The sequence below is a fragment of the Verrucomicrobiia bacterium genome (assembly GCA_019694135.1).
Lineage (GTDB): Bacteria > Verrucomicrobiota > Verrucomicrobiia > JADLBR01 > JAIBCM01 > JAIBCM01.
Map to the genome: position 1 here is coordinate 386,805 of JAIBCM010000003.1, position 18,225 is coordinate 405,029.

Below are 18,225 nucleotides of genomic sequence, written 5' to 3' on the forward strand. Positions count from 1 at the left end.
AACCTGAAATGAAGATTGATTTTTAATAAATCTTTTGCTAAAACAGTTAGTCATGCGCATCAACTCTCAACTCCTTCGCCCTGCTGCTATATCGGGGTCAAAGCGCTCGCAACCGCGCTCTTTTTGGAGTTGGTTGAGCCAGATCACTCAAATTCTCATCTTTCTTGCGGCTGGCATTTTGATTTATCTCTTTTTTGTTCCCTCCTTCGATAAATCGCGTGAATTAAAACGCGATCTAACCAATTACGACATTGAAATTGATCGCGAAAAAAATCGTAATGACTCGCTTTATCAAGAAGCTGACGCGCTCAATCATGACACTGATGCGATTGAACGCTTGGCGCGAGATCGACTGAATCTAGCGCGAGAAGATGAACTTGTTTTCCGATTTGAACCTTACGAAAAACAAAAAGCGACGTCGGCCAACGTCACAACGTCTCGTCAAGAACCCGTTTGGTAATTTGCCCGTAGGCATCGATACGACGATCGCGAAAAAAGGGCCAATGCGTTCGAGTAAAATCTACTTTCGTTAAATCCACCTCTGCCACTAGCACTTCTTCTTTTTGTTGCGAAGCTTTTTTCAAAATGATACCTTGCGTGTCAGCTACAAAACTTTGGCCCCAAAACTCGATGCCTTGCTGATCACTATCACCTTTTAACTTTTCGTGGCCGATTCGATTCGCGACCGCAACGTAACAACCATTGGCTACCGCATGAGCCCGTTGAATCGTTTCCCACGCTTGATGCTGCGCTTCACCATATTCCGCTTTTTCCTGAGGATGCCAACCAATGGCCGTAGGATAAAACAAAATTTCCGCACCCTGCAAAGCCGTCAAACGCGCCGCTTCCGGATACCACTGATCCCAACAGATTAAAACACCAATTTTGCCATACCGTGTTTGCCACGCGCGAAAACCTAAATCGCCCGGAGTGAAATAAAATTTTTCGTAATAGCGAGGATCATCGGGAATATGCATTTTACGATATCGCCCCAATAAAGAACCATCCGCATCCACCACAATCGCAGTGTTGTGATAAACTCCAGCCAGGCGCTGTTCAAAGAGTGAGCCGATCAACACGATTTTTTTTTCTTGGGCAAGTTGACAAAATGATTTCGTGCTTGGCCCATCGGGAATAGGTTCAGCCAATCCAAAATAATCATGATTTTCTTCCTGACAAAAATAAGGTGAAGCAAAAAGTTCCTCCGTACAAATGATCTGAGCACCCTGTTCTGCCGCCTTCCGAATTAAAGCCAATTGACGCTCTAAATTATCTACAGGCTTAGGATCCGCATGCGTTTGAATCAAACCCACCTTAACCATTCTCGAAGAAGTCGCACCAGCCATATATCAAGCCACCGCGCTTTGCTGTTCCAATTTCACCACGCACAAAGGATAACGTAATTTCAGATCGTCACCCAAATAAATTTCCACATGGTAAGCGCCGTAAACATCAAACTGTAGTCCAGGAAAAAAATGCACATTTGTGGCATGAGCTTCCAAATGATTCAGTTCAAACGTCACCTGATTTTCGCATATCACTTTTTCTTCATCAGGACTCATGATGCGCGCTTTTTGCAAAAACTTGCCCGCACCACTGCTCCAACGCGTCCAAAGACAAAACTTTAATAACCGAACCGGAAGTTGAGGCGCAAAAATGGCGTTAATGACTCCTACCAACGTTTGCGATCCATTGACTTCCATACGAACATCTTCACAAGCCATCGACGCTTGAAGATCGGGAGTGACTATTTCTTCCATATTTTTTAATTAAAGAAAAACTCCTTAATACGCAAGCGAACCTTCTACCACACCGCTTGAATCGCACGCCGCTGTCCACTGGCTCTTTCCAAATAAAAAAGTTGCTTATGCGTTTGCGCAAATTCATGCAACAAACGCGTCACTTTCACATCATAACAACAATATTCCGCAATGTCCGACCATCGCTCTTGCTGAAACCACTTTAACGCATCCATACCTTCCGCTGTCTTGCCCACGCCTAATGTCGCTTGAGCAATGGAATCGAGTTTCAAACGCATGCCCAACGTTTTCTCGATTTCCACCATCATGTCCAAAGTGGGAATTTGCGATAAATCCAAAACCGAATAAGCCGACAAAACCCGATAATCAAAATTCAACAAATTATAACCCACCACCAAACTCGCTCGACTCAAATCCGAAATAAGCTGAGAAACGTCTTCTTCTAAATAAATTTTGTATTGATGATCAAGTGTATTGTAAGTAACTGCTAAAGAAAGTCTTAGATCATGAATTTTACTATATCCTCCTACCTGTTGGAGGCTTTTTTGTGTTTCTAAATCGAAATAAACAATATTTTTCATTCTAATAACCGATCAAGAAAAAGCTTCTCAAAAACCCATGAAAAATCAAACGAATAAAAAAGCCCAGGTCTTTGCGACCCGGGCTACCAAGGAGGAGAATGAAACATCTAATTAAGACCAGTAAATATAACGCAAAACGCTTTTAGATTCAACTCTTTTTTTCAAAATTTAATCTTTTTCCCATTTTACCTATGAAAATTATAGCACGGTATGATCAGGAATTACGCTATTTTTCGGAATAACCATAATTCCATCTCGAATATAATAAAGTTCATGATCCGAATGACTGGGTTTACCGTGAGGTGAAATAACACAATTTCTGCCTATTCTAGCATTTTTATCAATAATCGCCTTTTGAATCTGCGTGCCTTCTCCAATACCTAAAGGAATGGTAGCAGAAATCGGTTTTTCCCCCTCATAATAATCTGCGCCCATCACAATGCTTTCCTCAATTTTCACTCCCTTCTGAACTACGCAACGATTTCCCAACAAAGACCTCTGCAAAATCGCTTCCTGAATCGAACAACCCGCACAAATCGAAACATTTTTCAAAGTCGCATTTTCGATGCGATTCGGGGGTAAATTGCGTGCCCGAGTATAAATCGGTTGACCCGGCAAATTCCATTCAAACTGAGGCTTAGCTTCGCACAAATCCAAATTCGCCCGATAATAAGCGCGAATCGTTCCCACATCCTCCCAATAACCTTGAAAAACAAAAGCCCTAACTTTGTAACGCCCAATCGCAGCGGGAATAATATCCTTACCAAAATCCAATAAATCGCTGTTCAACACCTCATGCAAAACCCTTCGATTAAACGCATAAATACCCATCGACGCTAAATAAAGTGGCTCGTTTACCTGGATATTTAAAACACGACGCATTCCCTCATCCAAATGCAAATCTTTTAATAACGTTTCCTCTTTCGGTTTTTCCACAAACCGTTTAATGGCGTGTTCTTCGTCAATTTGCATAATGCCAAACTCTGGCACCGCTTCACGATTCACCGGAATCACTGCTACCGTAATGTCAGCTCCCGTCGTCGCATGCTCCTCTAAAAGCGAACGATAATCCATTCGATAAAGTTGATCTCCTGATAAAATAAGGGCTGTATTATAAATTTCATTATCAAAATGAACCAAATTATGGCGCACCGCATCGGCTGTGCCTTGATACCAACCCTGATTCGGATTACCGGTTTGCTGAGCTGCCATGATCTCAACAAAACCCGAAGAAAATTCATCAAACTTATAAGTGCGCTGAATATGGCGATGCAGCGAAGAACTGTTAAATTGCGTCAGTAAATAAATCTGGCGCAAATTGGAATTCAAACAATTACTAATGGGAATATCCACCAACCGATATTTTCCGCCCAACGGCACCGCCGGTTTCGCGCGATCTTTCGTTAAAGGAAATAAGCGCGTTCCAGCTCCCCCCCCCATAACAATCGCAGCCGTGCGCTGAATCTTTTGAACAATTCCACTCGATGCTTGACTCATAGCCCTTATTTTATCGCGCTTCTCACTGATCACAAGGAGAATGGTAAACCATCACGCTGAAAATGATTCCCCACAAGAACAGTGAGCAACCGCATTCGGATTAGTCACTTTAAAACCGCCTTTTTGTAAATCATCCGAAAAATCCAATTCCGATCCACTCACAAATAAAGCGCTTTTAGGATCCACAACAACTTTCAAACCGTTGGATTCCACAAGAATATCCCGATTCGCTGGACCCGCAACCAGATCCATTTTATATTGCAAACCAGAACACCCCCCACCCACCACCGCAATGCGCAATGCACCTGGCGTCTTACCTTGTTTTTCCCAAAGGCTTTTCAACTTGTGCGCTGCCTTATCCGACACACGCACCAGTTTTTCATTGCCGATTTTATAATTCACTGTCGGCGCTGGAGTGGCTTCTGTCATGAGCTACAGCTTATCTATTGCATGAACTGGGTCAATCCCAGCCTTATTTTGACAAAAATAGAAGGCTGCTTTAGATTAAAATCAAGCAGCCTAAATCACCATCGCTTCCTCGATGGTGATGCGGGGGACCCAAATCTTCGCTAATCACGAAAAAGGGGCTAACTCATTTCGGCAACGTGATGAGAGGTCACTTTCCAGACCTAGCCCGCCAGCTAACCTCGTCGGCATTGGGAAGGGCGATCCTCTAATCCCGCCAGGAGGTGGGTAATTACGATCACTCAAGTAAAAAACTGAAAATAAAGGGAGCGTTTTCTGGCTTTACGAGACGTTTCCGATGTGGAGTGTCGTAATGAAAAATTCACTCGATCGTGCCGCGCATGTCGTGAAGCGTTGGTTTCTCAATCTTTACCCGATTCAACAAGTCGTTTTAGGTTATCTTTCTTACATTATTTTGGGTTGGTTTTTCTTACTTTTGCCCTGGAGTCAAAAAGTAAAAAATATGAGTTGGCTGGATCATCTTTTTACCGCCACATCAGCAGTCTCAACTACGGGACTCGCAACGATGAGCATTGCTGACTCTTACACTTTTTTCGGTCAAGGCATCGTGCTTTTTTTGATCCAACTCGGGGGCTTGGGTTATATGACTTTGAGTTCTTTCATTGTATTATCGGCGTCGGGAAAAATTTCTTCCTTTCGTCATCGCATCACTTCAACAGCATTAAGTTTACCGCAAGGTTTTGAAGTGATTCGCTTTTTGCGACAGGTGATCGGTTTTACGCTCATCATCGAAATCATTGGAACCTGGGGACTTTATTTTATTTTTGTAAAAGAGGATGTCCCCCAAGCTTTATGGGAAGCCATTTTCCACAGTGTCTCGGCTTTTTGCACGGCAGGTTTTAGTCTTTTCAATACTAGCTTGGAGGCCTATCGCAATCATGTTGGTCTGAACTGTCTCATCATAGTTTTAAGTTATTTAGGAGCCATCGGTTTTATTGTCATGAGTGATGTTTGGACTTCTTTGAAGTATCGAAAAACCCATATCACTCTCACCTCAAAAATCATTTTAATGAGCACGCTGTGGATTAGTGTCATCGGGACTTTACTTCTCTTTTTTGACGAGTCTTCCACCCGATCCTTGCCATTTTTTCAACGTGCCATGACAGCTTTTTTTCAAACTATGACCGCTAGCACCACGGTTGGTTTCAATACCATTCCTATTGGTGCGCTGACCGCTAGTTCGTTGTTTTTATTAACTCTCATTATGATCATCGGCGCTTCACCTGCTGGTACGGGGGGTGGTTTAAAAACTACGACCTTCACAGCATTATGGGCGGTCATGGCTTCTACATTTCGTCAGCAAGAAAAAATTACGTTCTTCAAAAAACAGATTCCTCGGGCACGTATTTTTAGCGCCATAGCAAGTTTAATGTTTTATCTTTTCACATTCATTGCGGGAGTTTACGCGCTTACATTAACAGAAAAATTGCCATTACCCGATCTTGCTTTTGAAGCCGCTTCAGCTTTGGGAACCGTGGGATTGAGTCGCGGCATTACCGGAAATTTAACCAATTTAGGAAAAATAATCATCACTGCTTTGATGTTTTTAGGTCGGATAGGCCCTATTTCCATTGGAATGGCACTTTTTACGACACGAGAAAAAATTTCAGACTTCGCTACGGAAGAAGATATCGCTATTTAATGATTATGACTCTCGAACAACTTCATCATGATAATGGGTTACGACAAAAACTTTTCCCCATTACCCAACATCAAATTTTTATGGCTCACGCAGGCGTGAGTCCACTGCCACAGCCGGCTTACGAGGCGATTGAAAAAGAGGCGCGCACCGCAACCACGCTCCAGCAAGAATCGGATTATCACCGAAAGTTAGCGCATGCACGACAAACCGTTTCACGAATTTTTAAAGTGGAAGCAGAAGAGGTGGCGTTATTAGGCCCGACAAGTTTGGGATTAAATTTGGTCGCCAATGGATTGGACTGGAAACCTGGCGATGAAGTGATTTTTTACCCCGATGATTATCCAACGAATGTTTATCCCTGGCTTAATTTAGAAACGAAAGGGGTTAAACTCGTCCCGTTAAAACCCAAGCAAATTGGCGAAATTACACCAGAATTGGTTGCCAAAGCGATTACGCCTCGCTGCAAACTAGTCGCCCTGGCTTCCGCTAATTTTTTAACGGGTTACACGATTGATGTCACCGATATTGGCAAAATCGCTCACGATGTGGGCGCCCTTTTTTCTTTAGATGCCATCCAAACTTTGGGTGCGATTGAGACGCCTTTAGATGAGGCGGATTTCGTTTCTGCTGATTCACACAAATGGATGCTCGGCCCTTTAGCCGCAGGCATTTTTATTGTTAAAAAGCATGTTTTGGATCGTTTGAGATCTTCTCTTCTCGGCTCTCCCAATGTCCAAACGCAAAACTTTGTGGCAGCGACTCAAATCAAACCGGTCGAAGGTGCAGCGCGTTATGAATCCGGCGCGATGAATTTGATTGGAATCGCGGGAATGATTGCATCTTTGGAACTCTTGGAGTCCATTGGGATTTCCAATATCGAAAATTATTTGCGAACTCAGAGACGGCGTTTGGTTGAGGTTCTACAATCCCACGGTTTTGAATTTCCCATACTGCCTGCAGAAACTCCTGGCCACGGTGTGGTCACCACTTTTTGCCATCCGAAAATTCCTACGGAACAACTCTTTCGCAAACTTCTTTCTGAAAAAATAATCGCCTCTCATCGCTGGAGTCGCGACGGCAAAGAATGGATTCGATTATCTCCGCATTGCTATATTCTACCTCAAGAAATGGAACAAACATTAAATTTTATCGTAAATTTTAAATGAGGTGCTTCTTGCTTATTTTCATTTTCTAAGTTAAGTTCTTTCCCATGAACAAAGTCGTTCTTTTCTCCTTTCTCGTTTTAAGCCAAAGTTTACCCCTCGTTGCTGCGCCACCTAAAACGGTCACAGCTATGAAAGCCAAGGAAATTGCCACCGAGGTTTTAGATCCTGCTACCCGACAGCGCGTTATAGCCATTCGTGGGCTACGTAGCATGTTGTCCCCTGTTCCTGTGGAATGGTTGATTTGGTTTTATGATCCTAATGCCGTTCAAAATGGCCGACGCGTACGAGTTAGCAGCGACAATGTTACGGAAATCAAAGAAGGTTTTACGGAAATCGGACGTGCACGACTTTTCCCTTATCAAATGGAAGAAGTCATTCCTAGCGATCGTTTGCAGGTTGATTCCGATGAAGCTCTAGCGCGTGTCATGAATTTAGGCCCTTTGAAAGGAAGAAAGGTTACCTCTTCGCTTTGGGAATTAAAAAAAGCCAAAGGCAATGTTCCACCCCTTTGGCATATCACTCTCTTTACAGAAGTAGGTGGCAAAGAAAAACTTTTGGCTAAAGTGCGTCTTTCTGCCGAAGACGGACGTTTGATTGAACTTAATTTAGCGAACTAGTAATTAGATTTGAAACGGATTGCTCCATTTTTCATTTTCTTTTTTTCATTTTTTACCCTTTTCGCACAACTTTCCCCTCTCGCAACAAAACCTGATTGGTCATTGCTTAATCGTTATCAAAAAAGCTTATCTCGCGAACAATTTGAAAATCTTGTTAAAACTCATTATTCTCGTGACAAAACTTTTTTTCGCTATTGTCGATTCCAAGACCAAAAAAGCGTCACCCTTTATCAAGATCTCAACCATACTCAGCCGTTATGGACCTTTTATTTTAACCCAAAATCTCAACCTCTCTGCACACCACGTCAATCTTCCCTTAAAAATTTAGTCATCGCTTTAGATCCAGGCCATCTGGGGGGAGAGTGGGCGCGTTTGGAAGAGCGTTACTTCCGCATTGGCAACGATCCACCCATCAAAGAATGGAATCTGAATGTTTTAACCTGCCATCTCATCGAATTTCTTTTAAAAAAAGAAGGGGCCAAAGTGGTATGGGTCAAAAAAAATAGTGAGCCTGTCACGCCCTTGCGACCCAAAGATTTGTGGGGAGAAGCTTTCAATAGTTTAGTTGAGGACAAACTTCTCAAACCCAATACACGCACACTCGAAAATTTATTAGTTAGAAAAAAAATCGAAGAATGCGCCAATCGTCTCTTTTACCGTGTCGCTGAAATTCGCGCGCGCGCAGAACGAGTTAATCGCAATTTAAAACCTGATTTAACCCTTTGCATTCATTATAACGCTGATGAATGGGGCGATCCCTTAAATCCCACGCTTGTCAAAAAAAATCGTTTAGTCTTGTTCACTCACGGCGCTTACATGGCGGATGAATTGCGTTATGAAGACCATAAATTTCACCTCACGCAAAAACTTTTGGAGGGTTCACGCAACATTGAAGAAGCCATTGCAATCAATATCGCCAAGCAATATCAACGCACCTGGCCCTGGCCACCAGAACCTTATCCCAATGCGCCCAACGTAATTCGCAATCCTAAAAATTTTTATGTTTTCGATAGAAATTTGCTAGCGAGCCGTCTTTATCACGGTCCAGTCGTTTTTTGCGAAGGGCCTTACATGAATGCCAATGACACTTATCCCCGCCTTATAGCCGGCGACTATAATGGAATCCGTCTCATTCGAGGGAAACGTTATCGCAGTATTTTCCGTGAATACGCCGAAAATGTCGTAGCCGGAATCAAAAATTATTATAATAATTAAAAAGCATTTTCCACTGATCAAAATTAAGCTCTTCAGCTCGCAATCTTGGATTCCAACCCTGATTTTCAAAAAACTTTATCCAACTTTTTTTCAATGGAAATTGTTCCGATAAATTATTGGCCAATTGTTTTCTTTTGTGTTGAAAAGCTTCCCGCAACCAAGGGAAAAAAAATTTTCGCCAAGAATAAGGCTCAACTTTATCTTTCCGCTGCAAACGAAGCACCGCTGAAAAAACTTCTGGCTTCGGATAAAAAACGTTGGGCGCTATTTTCTTTAGTAGCTTGATTTCGTAAACCGTGTTAACCATAACCGAAATGGCGCCGTAATAACGTGAACCGGGTTGAGCCAACAAACGTTCCGCCATTTCATATTGCACAGTAAAAATCATGCGTTGTGGTGGAAGTTTTTTTTCCAAAAAAACCGCTAGTAAAGGAGTCGCAATCGAATAAGGCAAATTTCCCATCACACATGAAACCAAAGCAGGCAAAAAATGAGGAACAAACTCCAAAGCATCACCTTCATGCAAAGAAAATTTTTCATGATTGCCCCATCGCTTTTTTAAATAACGCACAAAACCGCGATCGACTTCAACAACTTCTACGCGATGGGCCAACTCTAACAAATAATGAGTCAATGCCCCTAGACCCGGCCCTATTTCCCAAACAGTTTCTTGAGAGTCAATGGCAGCTTGACTAGCTATCCATCGGCAAAGATTTTGATCGTATAAAAAATTTTGACCCAGCTTTTTATTGGGAAACAAGCCTTCTGTGGCCAAAACCTGTTTGATTTCTTGTAAGGTCACTTACTGCTTGATGTCACCACGCTCGGCTACAGTTGCTTTGACATGATTTTTTTGGTCCAATAACTTAATCCAATCCACTAAAATATGTTCCGCTTCGTTTAAAGTAACCGTGTCCCAAGTCATTAAACCCTCATCCTCATTCGCCTCCGCATCTTGCTTGTCATCTCTAGAATTTAGTTTTTCTTTTTCCGACAAATCAGCCTTTGCTGCAGCATCCGGCATTTTAGGTAATGTCACTTCATCCACATTGTTCAACGTTAATTCATAATCAATTTCTCCGTCTTTCTGACGGGAACTTCTTTCTTTTTTGCGTTTTTCTAAACGTTCTTGAGATTCTTTCTTTTCTTGTAATCTTTCCTTTTCATTCAAGGAAAAACTTTTATCCGCTAAAAATCGCTTTTGCTCCGCAATATCCTCTTGTAAATAGGAAAAGTCTTTATTGACGGCAATTCGCTCTTGAGAAAGCTGTTTTAATTTAGGAAGAAATGGAGCCACACGATTTTCAAAAGTAAAATCTGCAGAGGGAATTTCATCCCAGGCCAAAGGATTATCCAAAGCAACTTCCCCGACCATTTCCAAATAATCATTAAAAGAAGGCAAGATAATATCGGGCACAATACCTTTCAACTGAGTCGAGGCCCCACTAGGACGATAAAATTTTTGAACAGTAATTTTTAATGCTCCCGGATCGATATCAGAATTTAATCCTAAACGCTGAAAAAAAGGCGCTAATTGAACCACTTGTTGCACTGTTCCCTTGCCATGCGTAGTCATATCACCCACGATCATCGCCCGACCATAATCTTGCAAGGCACCCGCCAAAATTTCTGAGGCCGAAGCGCTAAAACGGCTAGTTAATACAATTAAAGGACCGTCATAAAGAACCTTCGGATCATCATCTTTATTTACTACAACTTTACTACGAGAATCTTTCACCTGAACTACGGGACCTTCAGGAATAAAAAGTCCGGTCAACTCAATCGCTTCTTCCAACGATCCTCCTCCATTTCGACGCAAATCTAAAATAACTCCCTGCACTTTTTCTTTTATCAATCGTTTTAATAAGCGTGCTACATCAACCGTAGTACTACGAGGCGTAGCTTTGGAGTTAGACTGGCTCAACTCCATTTCTGCGTAAAAAGAAGGAAGATCAATTACTCCAACTCGAGTCTTACCACCATCTTGATTAAGAATATCTACAATCTTTGCTTTGGCCTCTTGCTCTTCCAATTTAATTTCCTCACGCACCAACACCACCTCTTTGCGCACGGAAGGATCAGCCGCGTCAGCAGGAATGACAGTCAAATGCACTTCCGTTCCCTTACGACCTCGAATCATTTCCACCACTTTATTAAGATTCATTTCCACAACATCAACGGGTTCTTCATTCGCTTGTGCCACCGCGATAATTCGATCACTTGGTTTCAACGACTTCGATCTCGCAGCCGGTCCACCCGGCACTAGTTCTTTGATCGTGCAATAACCATCAATTGACTGCAAAACCGCGCCAATACCAAAGAGCGATAAATTCATCTGAATCGCAAAATTTTCCAATTCCGAATGGCCTAAATAATCGGAATGGGGATCATACACATGCGCTAAAGCCGTCAAATAAGTCTGTAAAACTTGCTCACTACTATATTCTTGAATCGAGCGAAAATGACGTTCGTAACGTTTAATAATTTTCTTAACAATTTCCTTAGGCTTTTCCTGATTCAATTTTTCCTGCAAAAATTCAAAACGCAATCGATCATGCCACAGCTTCTTCGCTTCCTCCAAATCTTTAGGCCATTCTAACTCATGATGGTCCGGGCGAAATCGCTCATGAGAAGTGAAAGTAAAAGACTCTTTCTCTAAAGCTTGACGTACAAACTCCAAACGTTGCTTGAGACGCTTGATATACAAATTAAAAATCAAATAAGCTGGTCGCGTATCTCCCTTTAGCGTTAGGTTGTCCAACGTATTTTCAAACGGTTTAAAATCAGCAATGTCAGACTGCAGAAAATAAATGTGCTGATAATCCAGTATATCCAGATAACGCTCCAAAAATCGTTTGGAAACTTCATCGTTAAAATCCTGTTTTAAAAAATGGGATTGTTCCAAAATTTTTGCAACCATGCGAGCGATATAAGTATCACTTTCTTCAGGCGAAATCGCTTCAACTGTAATAGCTAGATTCGATTCGACAGGCTCTACATTGGTGGTCACCAAAATAGGCGGCGGCCCTTTTTCTAGAGAGTTCCGCTCATTTCCTTGACTCAATAACAAGCCTGAACTTCCAGCTAAAAGCAGAGTTAGCGCAAAAATTTTATGTAAACTTTTCATCCTAAATTTAACTTCTTAACGCTGGCCGCCACATGTGCCGCACTGTCTTGAAGTTGTTTTAATTCTTCCGGAGTCAACTGTAGTTCAATCACTTCCTCCACACCCTTTTTTCCTAAACGACAAGGAACACCCACAAATTGATTCATAATGCCATATTGCCCAGTACACCACACAGCACAAGGTAGCACACGTTTTGAATCTTTCAAAATAGCTTCGGCCATTTGAACTGCGGCAGAAGAAGGCGCATAGTAAGCACTACCTTTTTGCAATAGCTTAACAATTTCCGCACCTCCATTGCGCGTGCGATCAATCATAGCATCAATTTTTTCTTTCGGCAGCAAAGCTTCAATGCTAATGCCTGACACCGTAGAGTAACGCGCCAAAGGAACCATATCATCTCCATGACCTCCCAGAACCATCGCTTCCACATCACGCTGTGAAACACCTAATTCCATTGCAATAAAACAGCGAAATCGTGCTGAATCCAAAACACCAGCCATACCCATGACCTTATTTTTCGGAAAACCTGTTCTAGCAGCAGCCAAATACGTCATCACATCCAAAGGATTACTCACAATTATTAAGATGGCGTTCGGCGCATATTTCTTCACATTATCCGCGACACCTCCTACAATTTCAGCATTTTTCAGCAACAAATCATCACGACTCATTCCCGGTTGACGTGGCAATCCACTTGTGATAATCACCACATCAGAATCCTTATAATCTGCCGGATCATTAGTCCCCCGAACTTGACAATCAAAACCCTCCAAACAGGCAGACTGCATCATATCCAACGCTTTTCCTTGAGGCATACCCTCCACAATGTCGTGCAACACCACATCGCCCAACTCTTTTTCTACCAATCGTTGAGCCGTCGTTGCTCCTACAAACCCACCACCTACTACTGTAATTTTTGATCTCATTTAACTAAATCCTTCCTGTCTTTTGTAAAAATTAAACTTTTAGAATGAAGTTTCCTTCGGCACAAGCAAACAAATTTAAAAGTGAAAGGTAAAAAGTTGCACAAAATATAGCTGACGGCAGTTGTAGACAAATAACCTCTCACTTTTTCTTGCTACTCTTTTTTTAATTGGTAGATTAAAGCCTTATTCCGTGGAGTTGTAGCTCAATTGGTTAGAGCACCGCCCTGTCACGGCGGGGGTTGCGGGTTCGAGCCCCGTCAGCTCCGGTGATCACTAACTAATCACCTGTTACTTACCACCGCCGTCACTTAATTATAACAGGGGCGCTAATGGACGAAACGCTGCTTCAACTAATTTTTGTTTAAAAGATCGCTTTTGAAATATAGAGAGTTTGATTTCTTTGGATTTTTCAAAATCCTTTTCCAAAATATCAGATAAATATTGATTTTGTTCCTGAGAACGAATCAATACATTTAACTCAAAATTTAATCGCATCGAACGATTATCCAAATTGGCGGATCCCACCATAAGCCAATCTTGATCGATAATCGTCACTTTGGAGTGATTCATACCGCATGAATATTCAAATAATCTCACACCCACATGAAGCAAGTCCTCATAAAAAGAACGACTAACTTGCACCAAATAAGGATGATCCACCTTTTCTGCAATTAACAACCGCACATCCACACCACGCGAAGCGCAAATCGCCAAAGCCGTTAACAGTGTCTCACTGGGCACAAAATAACCGCAAGTAATCCAAAATCGCTCTCTGGCATGATTCAACATGGCAACTAAAGAGCGTTGTAAGGGATCACAATTTAAATCCGGACCTCCTGCCAAAACCTGAACGGGATAACACTCTTCATCTCTTTCAATTTTTTTACTCTCCGTTAAACGCTCATCCGTAGCAAAATACCAATCATTAGCAAAAGAATCCTCCAACACATGGACTACCGGACCACTCAATTGAATTTGGACATCGCGCCAATAACCCAAGGTTTCATCACCTCCTTCATATTCCTCACCCAGATTCATTCCTCCTACAAAAGCCACTTCACCATCAATGATCTGAAGTTTTCGATGATTCCTAAAATTAAGGAAAAAACGATTGCGCCAAATATTAAAAGATTGAAACCAGGAAAAATGACCGCCTGCTTCTATCAAAGGCCTATAAAACTTTTGACTAATCTCCCAACAACCCATTTCATCCAGCAAAATGCGGACTTCCACACCCCGTCGAGCCGCATCCACAGCCAAATTCAAAAACCTTTTGCCCGCTTCATCATCTCGCCAAATATAAAACTGCATATGAATAAAATGCTTCGCTTTTTTGATAGCTTCCTCCAAAGCGGGATAAAAATGGCAAGCGTCCACTAACACATTAACAGAATTGGCAACACTATTAGGCAACTGATTCACATGCGCCAAGGTTTCTAAAAATAATTGATCCCTTTCTTGAAGAGAAGGAACGATTCCGCGAGGATCTCTTGCGCCTTTTAAGGAACGATGCGCTCGAAACGCCTCACGTCGTTTCAACCGTTTGCGCTTCATGCGATCCGTGCCCATCAACAAATAAAATAATGCACCAACATAAGGAAAAAGAATAATCGCCCACAACCAAGCCAAGGTTGAAACTGGGCGCTTTTTGAGCAATAACAAATGTGGAATGGTGGACAGACTAACGCCATAAGCTATTAACGCCCACAACCATTCGCTTTTCATAAATTTTATTCTATCCTAGGAAAAAGAACTTCAGGTTGAGTTATTTTTTTACCCTGCCAATCATGTAAAACTGTGACCTCTTTTAAGGAAGCACTTTTTTCTTGACCTAACTGGCCTTGAATTCTTTGTGAAATAGAAGGCATTACCGGTTCAATTAAAATACTAATACGGTAAACCATTATAATCAATGTTACTAAAACGCTATTTAATTTCTCTTTAGCTGCAGGATCCTTTGCCAATTTCCAGGGCGCAGTTTCTTCAACATACTGATTCGCGCGCTGAATCAAACGCCAAACTTTTTCTAACGCGAGATGGATTTCATAACGCTCCATCCTTTGACAATATTTTTCCAAAATTTCAGTTGAAAGTTTTAGCAACGTTTCATCCACTTTTGCCTCCGGAACCATGCCACCACAATAACGCTGCAGCATGGCTAAAGAACGATTTACTAAATTGCCAAGGTCATTACCTAAATCACTGCGATAACGTTGCGCAAACTGCTCTACCGAAAACTCGGCATCATGCCCTACTGACATCTCTCGCAACACATAATAACGAAACGCGTCCGCGCCATACGTCTCAATCAACTGAAGCGGATCAACCACATTCCCCGTAGATTTACTCATTTTTTCGCCAGAAATTTGCCACCATCCATGCACCAAAAATTGTTTCGGCAAGGGCAAATCCAAAGCCTTTAACATAATTGGCCAATAAACCGCGTGCGCCGGAATCAAAATATCCTTCCCAATCACATGCAAATCCGCCGGCCAATGACTTTCGGCAAAAGAAACGTAATTCACCAAAGCATCAAACCATACGTAGGTCACATATTCTTCATCAAACGGTAAAGGAATGCCCCATGCCAAACGATTCTTGGGCCGCGAAATACAAAGATCGCTTAAGGGCTTTTCTAAAGCGCCTAAAACTTCATTCCGCCGGAAACCCGGAACAATCCAATCCGGATGAGTTTTAACATAATCAATCAACCAATCTTGATAATTTGATAGCTTAAAAAAATAATTTGGCTCTTTGGTATGAACCACCTCCCCATAAATTTCAGGCCAATTACCCTCAGAAGTTTTTTCTTTTTCAGTAACAAATTGTTCCTGACGCAAACTGTAATAGCCTTCATGCTCCTGAAAATAAATCAGCTTCGCATCATAAAGCTGTTGCAAAAATTGGCGCACAACTTTCTTATGATTTTCTTCGGTCGTTCGAACAAAACGGCTATAATTAATGGAAAGTTTTTTCCACGCTTCTTGAAAATAGCCACTATACTCATCACAAAATGCTTGAGGCAAAATCCCTTTAGCCTGCGCTGATTGCTGCACCTTCTGCCCATGCTCATCTACACCAGTTAGAAAAAAAACTTCTTTCCCAAGATTTCGTTGATAACGCGCAATCGTATCAGTCAAAACTTTCTCATAAGCATGCCCCAAATGGGGTTTGCCATTCACGTAATCAATTGCCGTTGTCAGAAAAAAAGAACTCATCCTTTATTTACATAGACAAAAAAAACAGCCCAGGCAACTGGGCTGTTTGAATTTTATCATGAATCAAATGATTACATGGCTGCTAAAATAGCTATGATTTTAGTTGAGACAGTAACATCCACATTCATAGGACCAGCCGCACTTGCGCCTTGGCTCACTTGAATGGCAAAGATATCGCCAACATTTGCCTTCTGCATTACATTTAACCTAGAATAGGTTACACCACCACTGGGATCAGCAATATCTGAAGCGACAACTTGAGGACCGGCCGCGGTTATTTTTACCAAATCGACTCTTAAAGAATCGTCTGGCGCACCGCTTAATCCTGTCGTATCCCATTTCGCTGTAACATTAAACTCATACACCCCTGCGTCTGTAATTGTTAAGTGGTCAGGACTCGCTGCACTAAAAAGACCTTTCGTATCGACTTCAGCAGTAGGATTGAATGAAACTATTGAAGAAGGGCCTAACAATACCCCGAAACTCGTTCGACTAATCTGTGCCGCTGCTGCGATAGGTAAATCATCGGGTGAAATAGCTCCTGGTTTAATCTCAGGGGAAAATTCAACATGCAAAGTTGGGGGATTTCCAGAACTACTTTCCTTACTATTAAACGCTATCTCATCTGAATCTGAATCAGGCGTAATCACAAAACCATTATTTGGCGATTCGCCTGTGAGCCATTTTTTAACAAGAGGCGTTACATCCACATCCACGAAATTGCCTTTAGTAAAAGTATTCGTAAGTTGAATAAAAATACGATTTGCCCCACTAGCTATAGGCAATGCTGAGCTAGTCTCATCCCAGTAGCCCGCTGGATCATCTACTTGCCCTTTGATTTTCTTACCCGACAAACCATATAACCTTAAACTTACTTTAAAATCATAGTTGGTCAGAGGAGGAAATAAAGCCGGTATAGGAAGTGCAGAGAGATCGAATTTTAAATAAACTCGAGAAGCGCTACTACCGCCAAATGTTAATTGCTGGGCTACGGCTGCCCTTGAAGGAGAGTTGGCACCGCTGTAAGTGTCATCGGTGATACGAAGTTCAACCGCTTTGAGGGAGATCGTTGAAACTGCTAACAGCCCCAAGATCATGAGAGATTGAACAAATTTTGACCAATTGCTATTCAAAAAAACATAACGATTTTTTTGAATAGTGTTGCAATGAAACGACGTTTTCATACGGGAGATACCTTTCTTATTTAGTTTTTTTAATAGTAATCAATTTCTTTTTTCATAGGTTATTTTGAGGTTTTTTAATGTTAATGAAGTGAGTTTATCTCTTATAATCTATCACCAATTTCACTGTTGGTCAAAAAAGGCTAAAAATTCTCGATCCAAGATTTATAAAGCAAAAATCAGACCCTTTATTTTCATAAAAGATCTGATTTTTTAAATAACTGCTTTGTGGAAATTTAAAGCGGGCTTACCCAATGCATAGCAAGAGAAGCACCAGTTACAGCAAGACTCACGCCAGAGTTCTGGAAAACTTGTAATGTTACCACATCCCCAGCATCTAATTTTAATAAACCAAAACAATTTTGAGCCGTTGAAGAACCACTAATTGGTAATACAGTATTAGACCATAAGCTACTAACACCATTAAAAAGAATTGTTATTTCTCGACGTCCATTAGAATTACTATTCCACGTGACCTGAGCCATGACTTGATAATAACCTGAAACGGGTGCTGTTATCCTTTCTAAGTTTAAAGGACCATGCATGTTAGCCGTGTCAAATGACTCATCGGGAAAATTAACGAGGGTAGAAACTCCGGATGAGATAAATTGTGCTCCAACAGAGAATATTGCTCTAACCGTTGGCAGTGTAGCAAATTTGGATGTATTAACTGAACCATTAACAATTTTATTGCTTGTTATAGAATTATTTCGGATTTGCGGATCAGGATAAGTGCCCGTCAAATCACCCCCAGCAGGCGCATTTAAAAAATTCGTTCCAGGAGGTCCAGTAGGCCCTACTTCACCCTG

The 18,225-nt window shown here is 41.7% G+C and carries 17 protein-coding genes and 1 tRNA gene; 6 read left to right on the plus strand and 12 right to left on the minus strand.

Annotated elements, in window-relative coordinates; genetic code table 11:
• The first annotated feature begins 52 nt into the window (after positions 1–52).
• Complete coding sequence (locus K1X66_06445; protein ID MBX7158007.1) at positions 53–460, plus strand: septum formation initiator family protein; 408 nt, start codon at positions 53–55, stop codon at positions 458–460.
• Here the strand turns inward: K1X66_06445 and K1X66_06450 are convergent.
• The 5 genes from K1X66_06450 to K1X66_06470 all read right to left on the minus strand — a co-directional run bounded on the left by K1X66_06450 (position 429) and on the right by K1X66_06470 (position 4,267).
• A complete protein-coding gene (locus tag K1X66_06450; protein MBX7158008.1) occupies positions 429–1,322 on the minus strand; it encodes a carbon-nitrogen hydrolase in 894 nt (297 codons plus the stop codon). The genes K1X66_06445 and K1X66_06450 overlap by 32 nt on opposite strands.
• A gap of 27 nt (positions 1,323–1,349) precedes the next feature.
• Complete coding sequence (locus K1X66_06455) at positions 1,350–1,760, minus strand: hypothetical protein (protein MBX7158009.1); 411 nt, start codon at positions 1,758–1,760, stop codon at positions 1,350–1,352.
• Positions 1,761–1,804: 44 nt separating this feature from the next.
• Positions 1,805–2,341 carry a ribonuclease H-like domain-containing protein gene (locus K1X66_06460; protein MBX7158010.1) on the minus strand — a complete coding sequence of 179 codons (537 nt, stop codon included), beginning with the start codon at positions 2,339–2,341 and terminating at the stop codon, positions 1,805–1,807.
• Positions 2,342–2,539: 198 nt separating this feature from the next.
• Entirely contained in the window at positions 2,540–3,838 is a 1,299-nt protein-coding gene (locus tag K1X66_06465) for a glucose-1-phosphate adenylyltransferase (GenBank protein ID MBX7158011.1), read from the minus strand.
• 51 nt (positions 3,839–3,889) lie between these two features.
• Positions 3,890–4,267 (minus strand): iron-sulfur cluster assembly accessory protein, encoded by a 378-nt coding sequence (locus tag K1X66_06470; GenBank protein MBX7158012.1) that lies wholly within the window; start codon positions 4,265–4,267, stop codon positions 3,890–3,892.
• Between the two features lie 349 nt (positions 4,268–4,616).
• Between K1X66_06470 and K1X66_06475 the strand changes: the two genes are divergently transcribed.
• From K1X66_06475 to K1X66_06490, 4 genes are read left to right on the plus strand one after another with little or no spacing between them, the layout of a single operon-like run.
• Positions 4,617–5,966, plus strand: a complete 1,350-nt coding sequence (locus K1X66_06475; GenBank protein MBX7158013.1) for a potassium transporter KtrB — start codon at positions 4,617–4,619, stop codon at positions 5,964–5,966.
• Positions 5,967–5,971: 5 nt separating this feature from the next.
• Positions 5,972–7,132 (plus strand): aminotransferase class V-fold PLP-dependent enzyme, encoded by a 1,161-nt coding sequence (locus tag K1X66_06480; protein MBX7158014.1) that lies wholly within the window; start codon positions 5,972–5,974, stop codon positions 7,130–7,132.
• 44 nt (positions 7,133–7,176) lie between these two features.
• The gene (locus K1X66_06485; GenBank protein ID MBX7158015.1) at positions 7,177–7,749 is read left to right on the plus strand and encodes a hypothetical protein; all 573 of its coding nucleotides are present in this window, start codon (positions 7,177–7,179) and stop codon (positions 7,747–7,749) included.
• Between the two features lie 9 nt (positions 7,750–7,758).
• A complete protein-coding gene (locus tag K1X66_06490; protein ID MBX7158016.1) occupies positions 7,759–8,964 on the plus strand; it encodes a hypothetical protein in 1,206 nt (401 codons plus the stop codon).
• Here K1X66_06490 and rsmA read toward each other — a convergent pair.
• From rsmA to mdh, 3 genes are read right to left on the minus strand one after another with little or no spacing between them, the layout of a single operon-like run.
• Positions 8,942–9,766: a 16S rRNA (adenine(1518)-N(6)/adenine(1519)-N(6))-dimethyltransferase RsmA gene (rsmA, locus tag K1X66_06495; GenBank protein ID MBX7158017.1), complete on the minus strand. Its 825-nt coding sequence runs from the start codon at positions 9,764–9,766 to the stop codon at positions 8,942–8,944. The two genes, K1X66_06490 and rsmA, sit on opposite strands and share 23 nt — an antisense overlap.
• Positions 9,767–12,091 carry a carboxy terminal-processing peptidase gene (locus K1X66_06500; protein ID MBX7158018.1) on the minus strand — a complete coding sequence of 775 codons (2,325 nt, stop codon included), beginning with the start codon at positions 12,089–12,091 and terminating at the stop codon, positions 9,767–9,769.
• A complete protein-coding gene (mdh, locus tag K1X66_06505; GenBank protein ID MBX7158019.1) occupies positions 12,088–13,017 on the minus strand; it encodes a malate dehydrogenase in 930 nt (309 codons plus the stop codon). The genes K1X66_06500 and mdh overlap by 4 nt, the downstream gene beginning before the upstream one ends.
• Positions 13,018–13,209: 192 nt before the next feature.
• Between mdh and K1X66_06510 the strand changes: the two genes are divergently transcribed.
• Positions 13,210–13,283 (plus strand) — tRNA-Asp (locus K1X66_06510).
• Positions 13,284–13,329: 46 nt separating this feature from the next.
• On the opposite strand, the gene cls is transcribed toward K1X66_06510, so the two are convergent.
• The 4 genes from cls to K1X66_06530 all read right to left on the minus strand — a co-directional run.
• Positions 13,330–14,742: a cardiolipin synthase gene (gene cls / locus K1X66_06515; GenBank protein ID MBX7158020.1), complete on the minus strand. Its 1,413-nt coding sequence runs from the start codon at positions 14,740–14,742 to the stop codon at positions 13,330–13,332.
• A gap of 5 nt (positions 14,743–14,747) precedes the next feature.
• Positions 14,748–16,235: a methionine--tRNA ligase gene (gene metG, locus K1X66_06520; GenBank protein ID MBX7158021.1), complete on the minus strand. Its 1,488-nt coding sequence runs from the start codon at positions 16,233–16,235 to the stop codon at positions 14,748–14,750.
• 71 nt (positions 16,236–16,306) lie between these two features.
• Positions 16,307–17,419 (minus strand): DNRLRE domain-containing protein, encoded by a 1,113-nt coding sequence (locus K1X66_06525; GenBank protein ID MBX7158022.1) that lies wholly within the window; start codon positions 17,417–17,419, stop codon positions 16,307–16,309.
• A 233-nt stretch (positions 17,420–17,652) separates the two neighbouring features.
• A partial coding sequence (locus tag K1X66_06530) for a hypothetical protein (protein MBX7158023.1) occupies positions 17,653–18,225 on the minus strand: 573 nt, incomplete at its 5' end.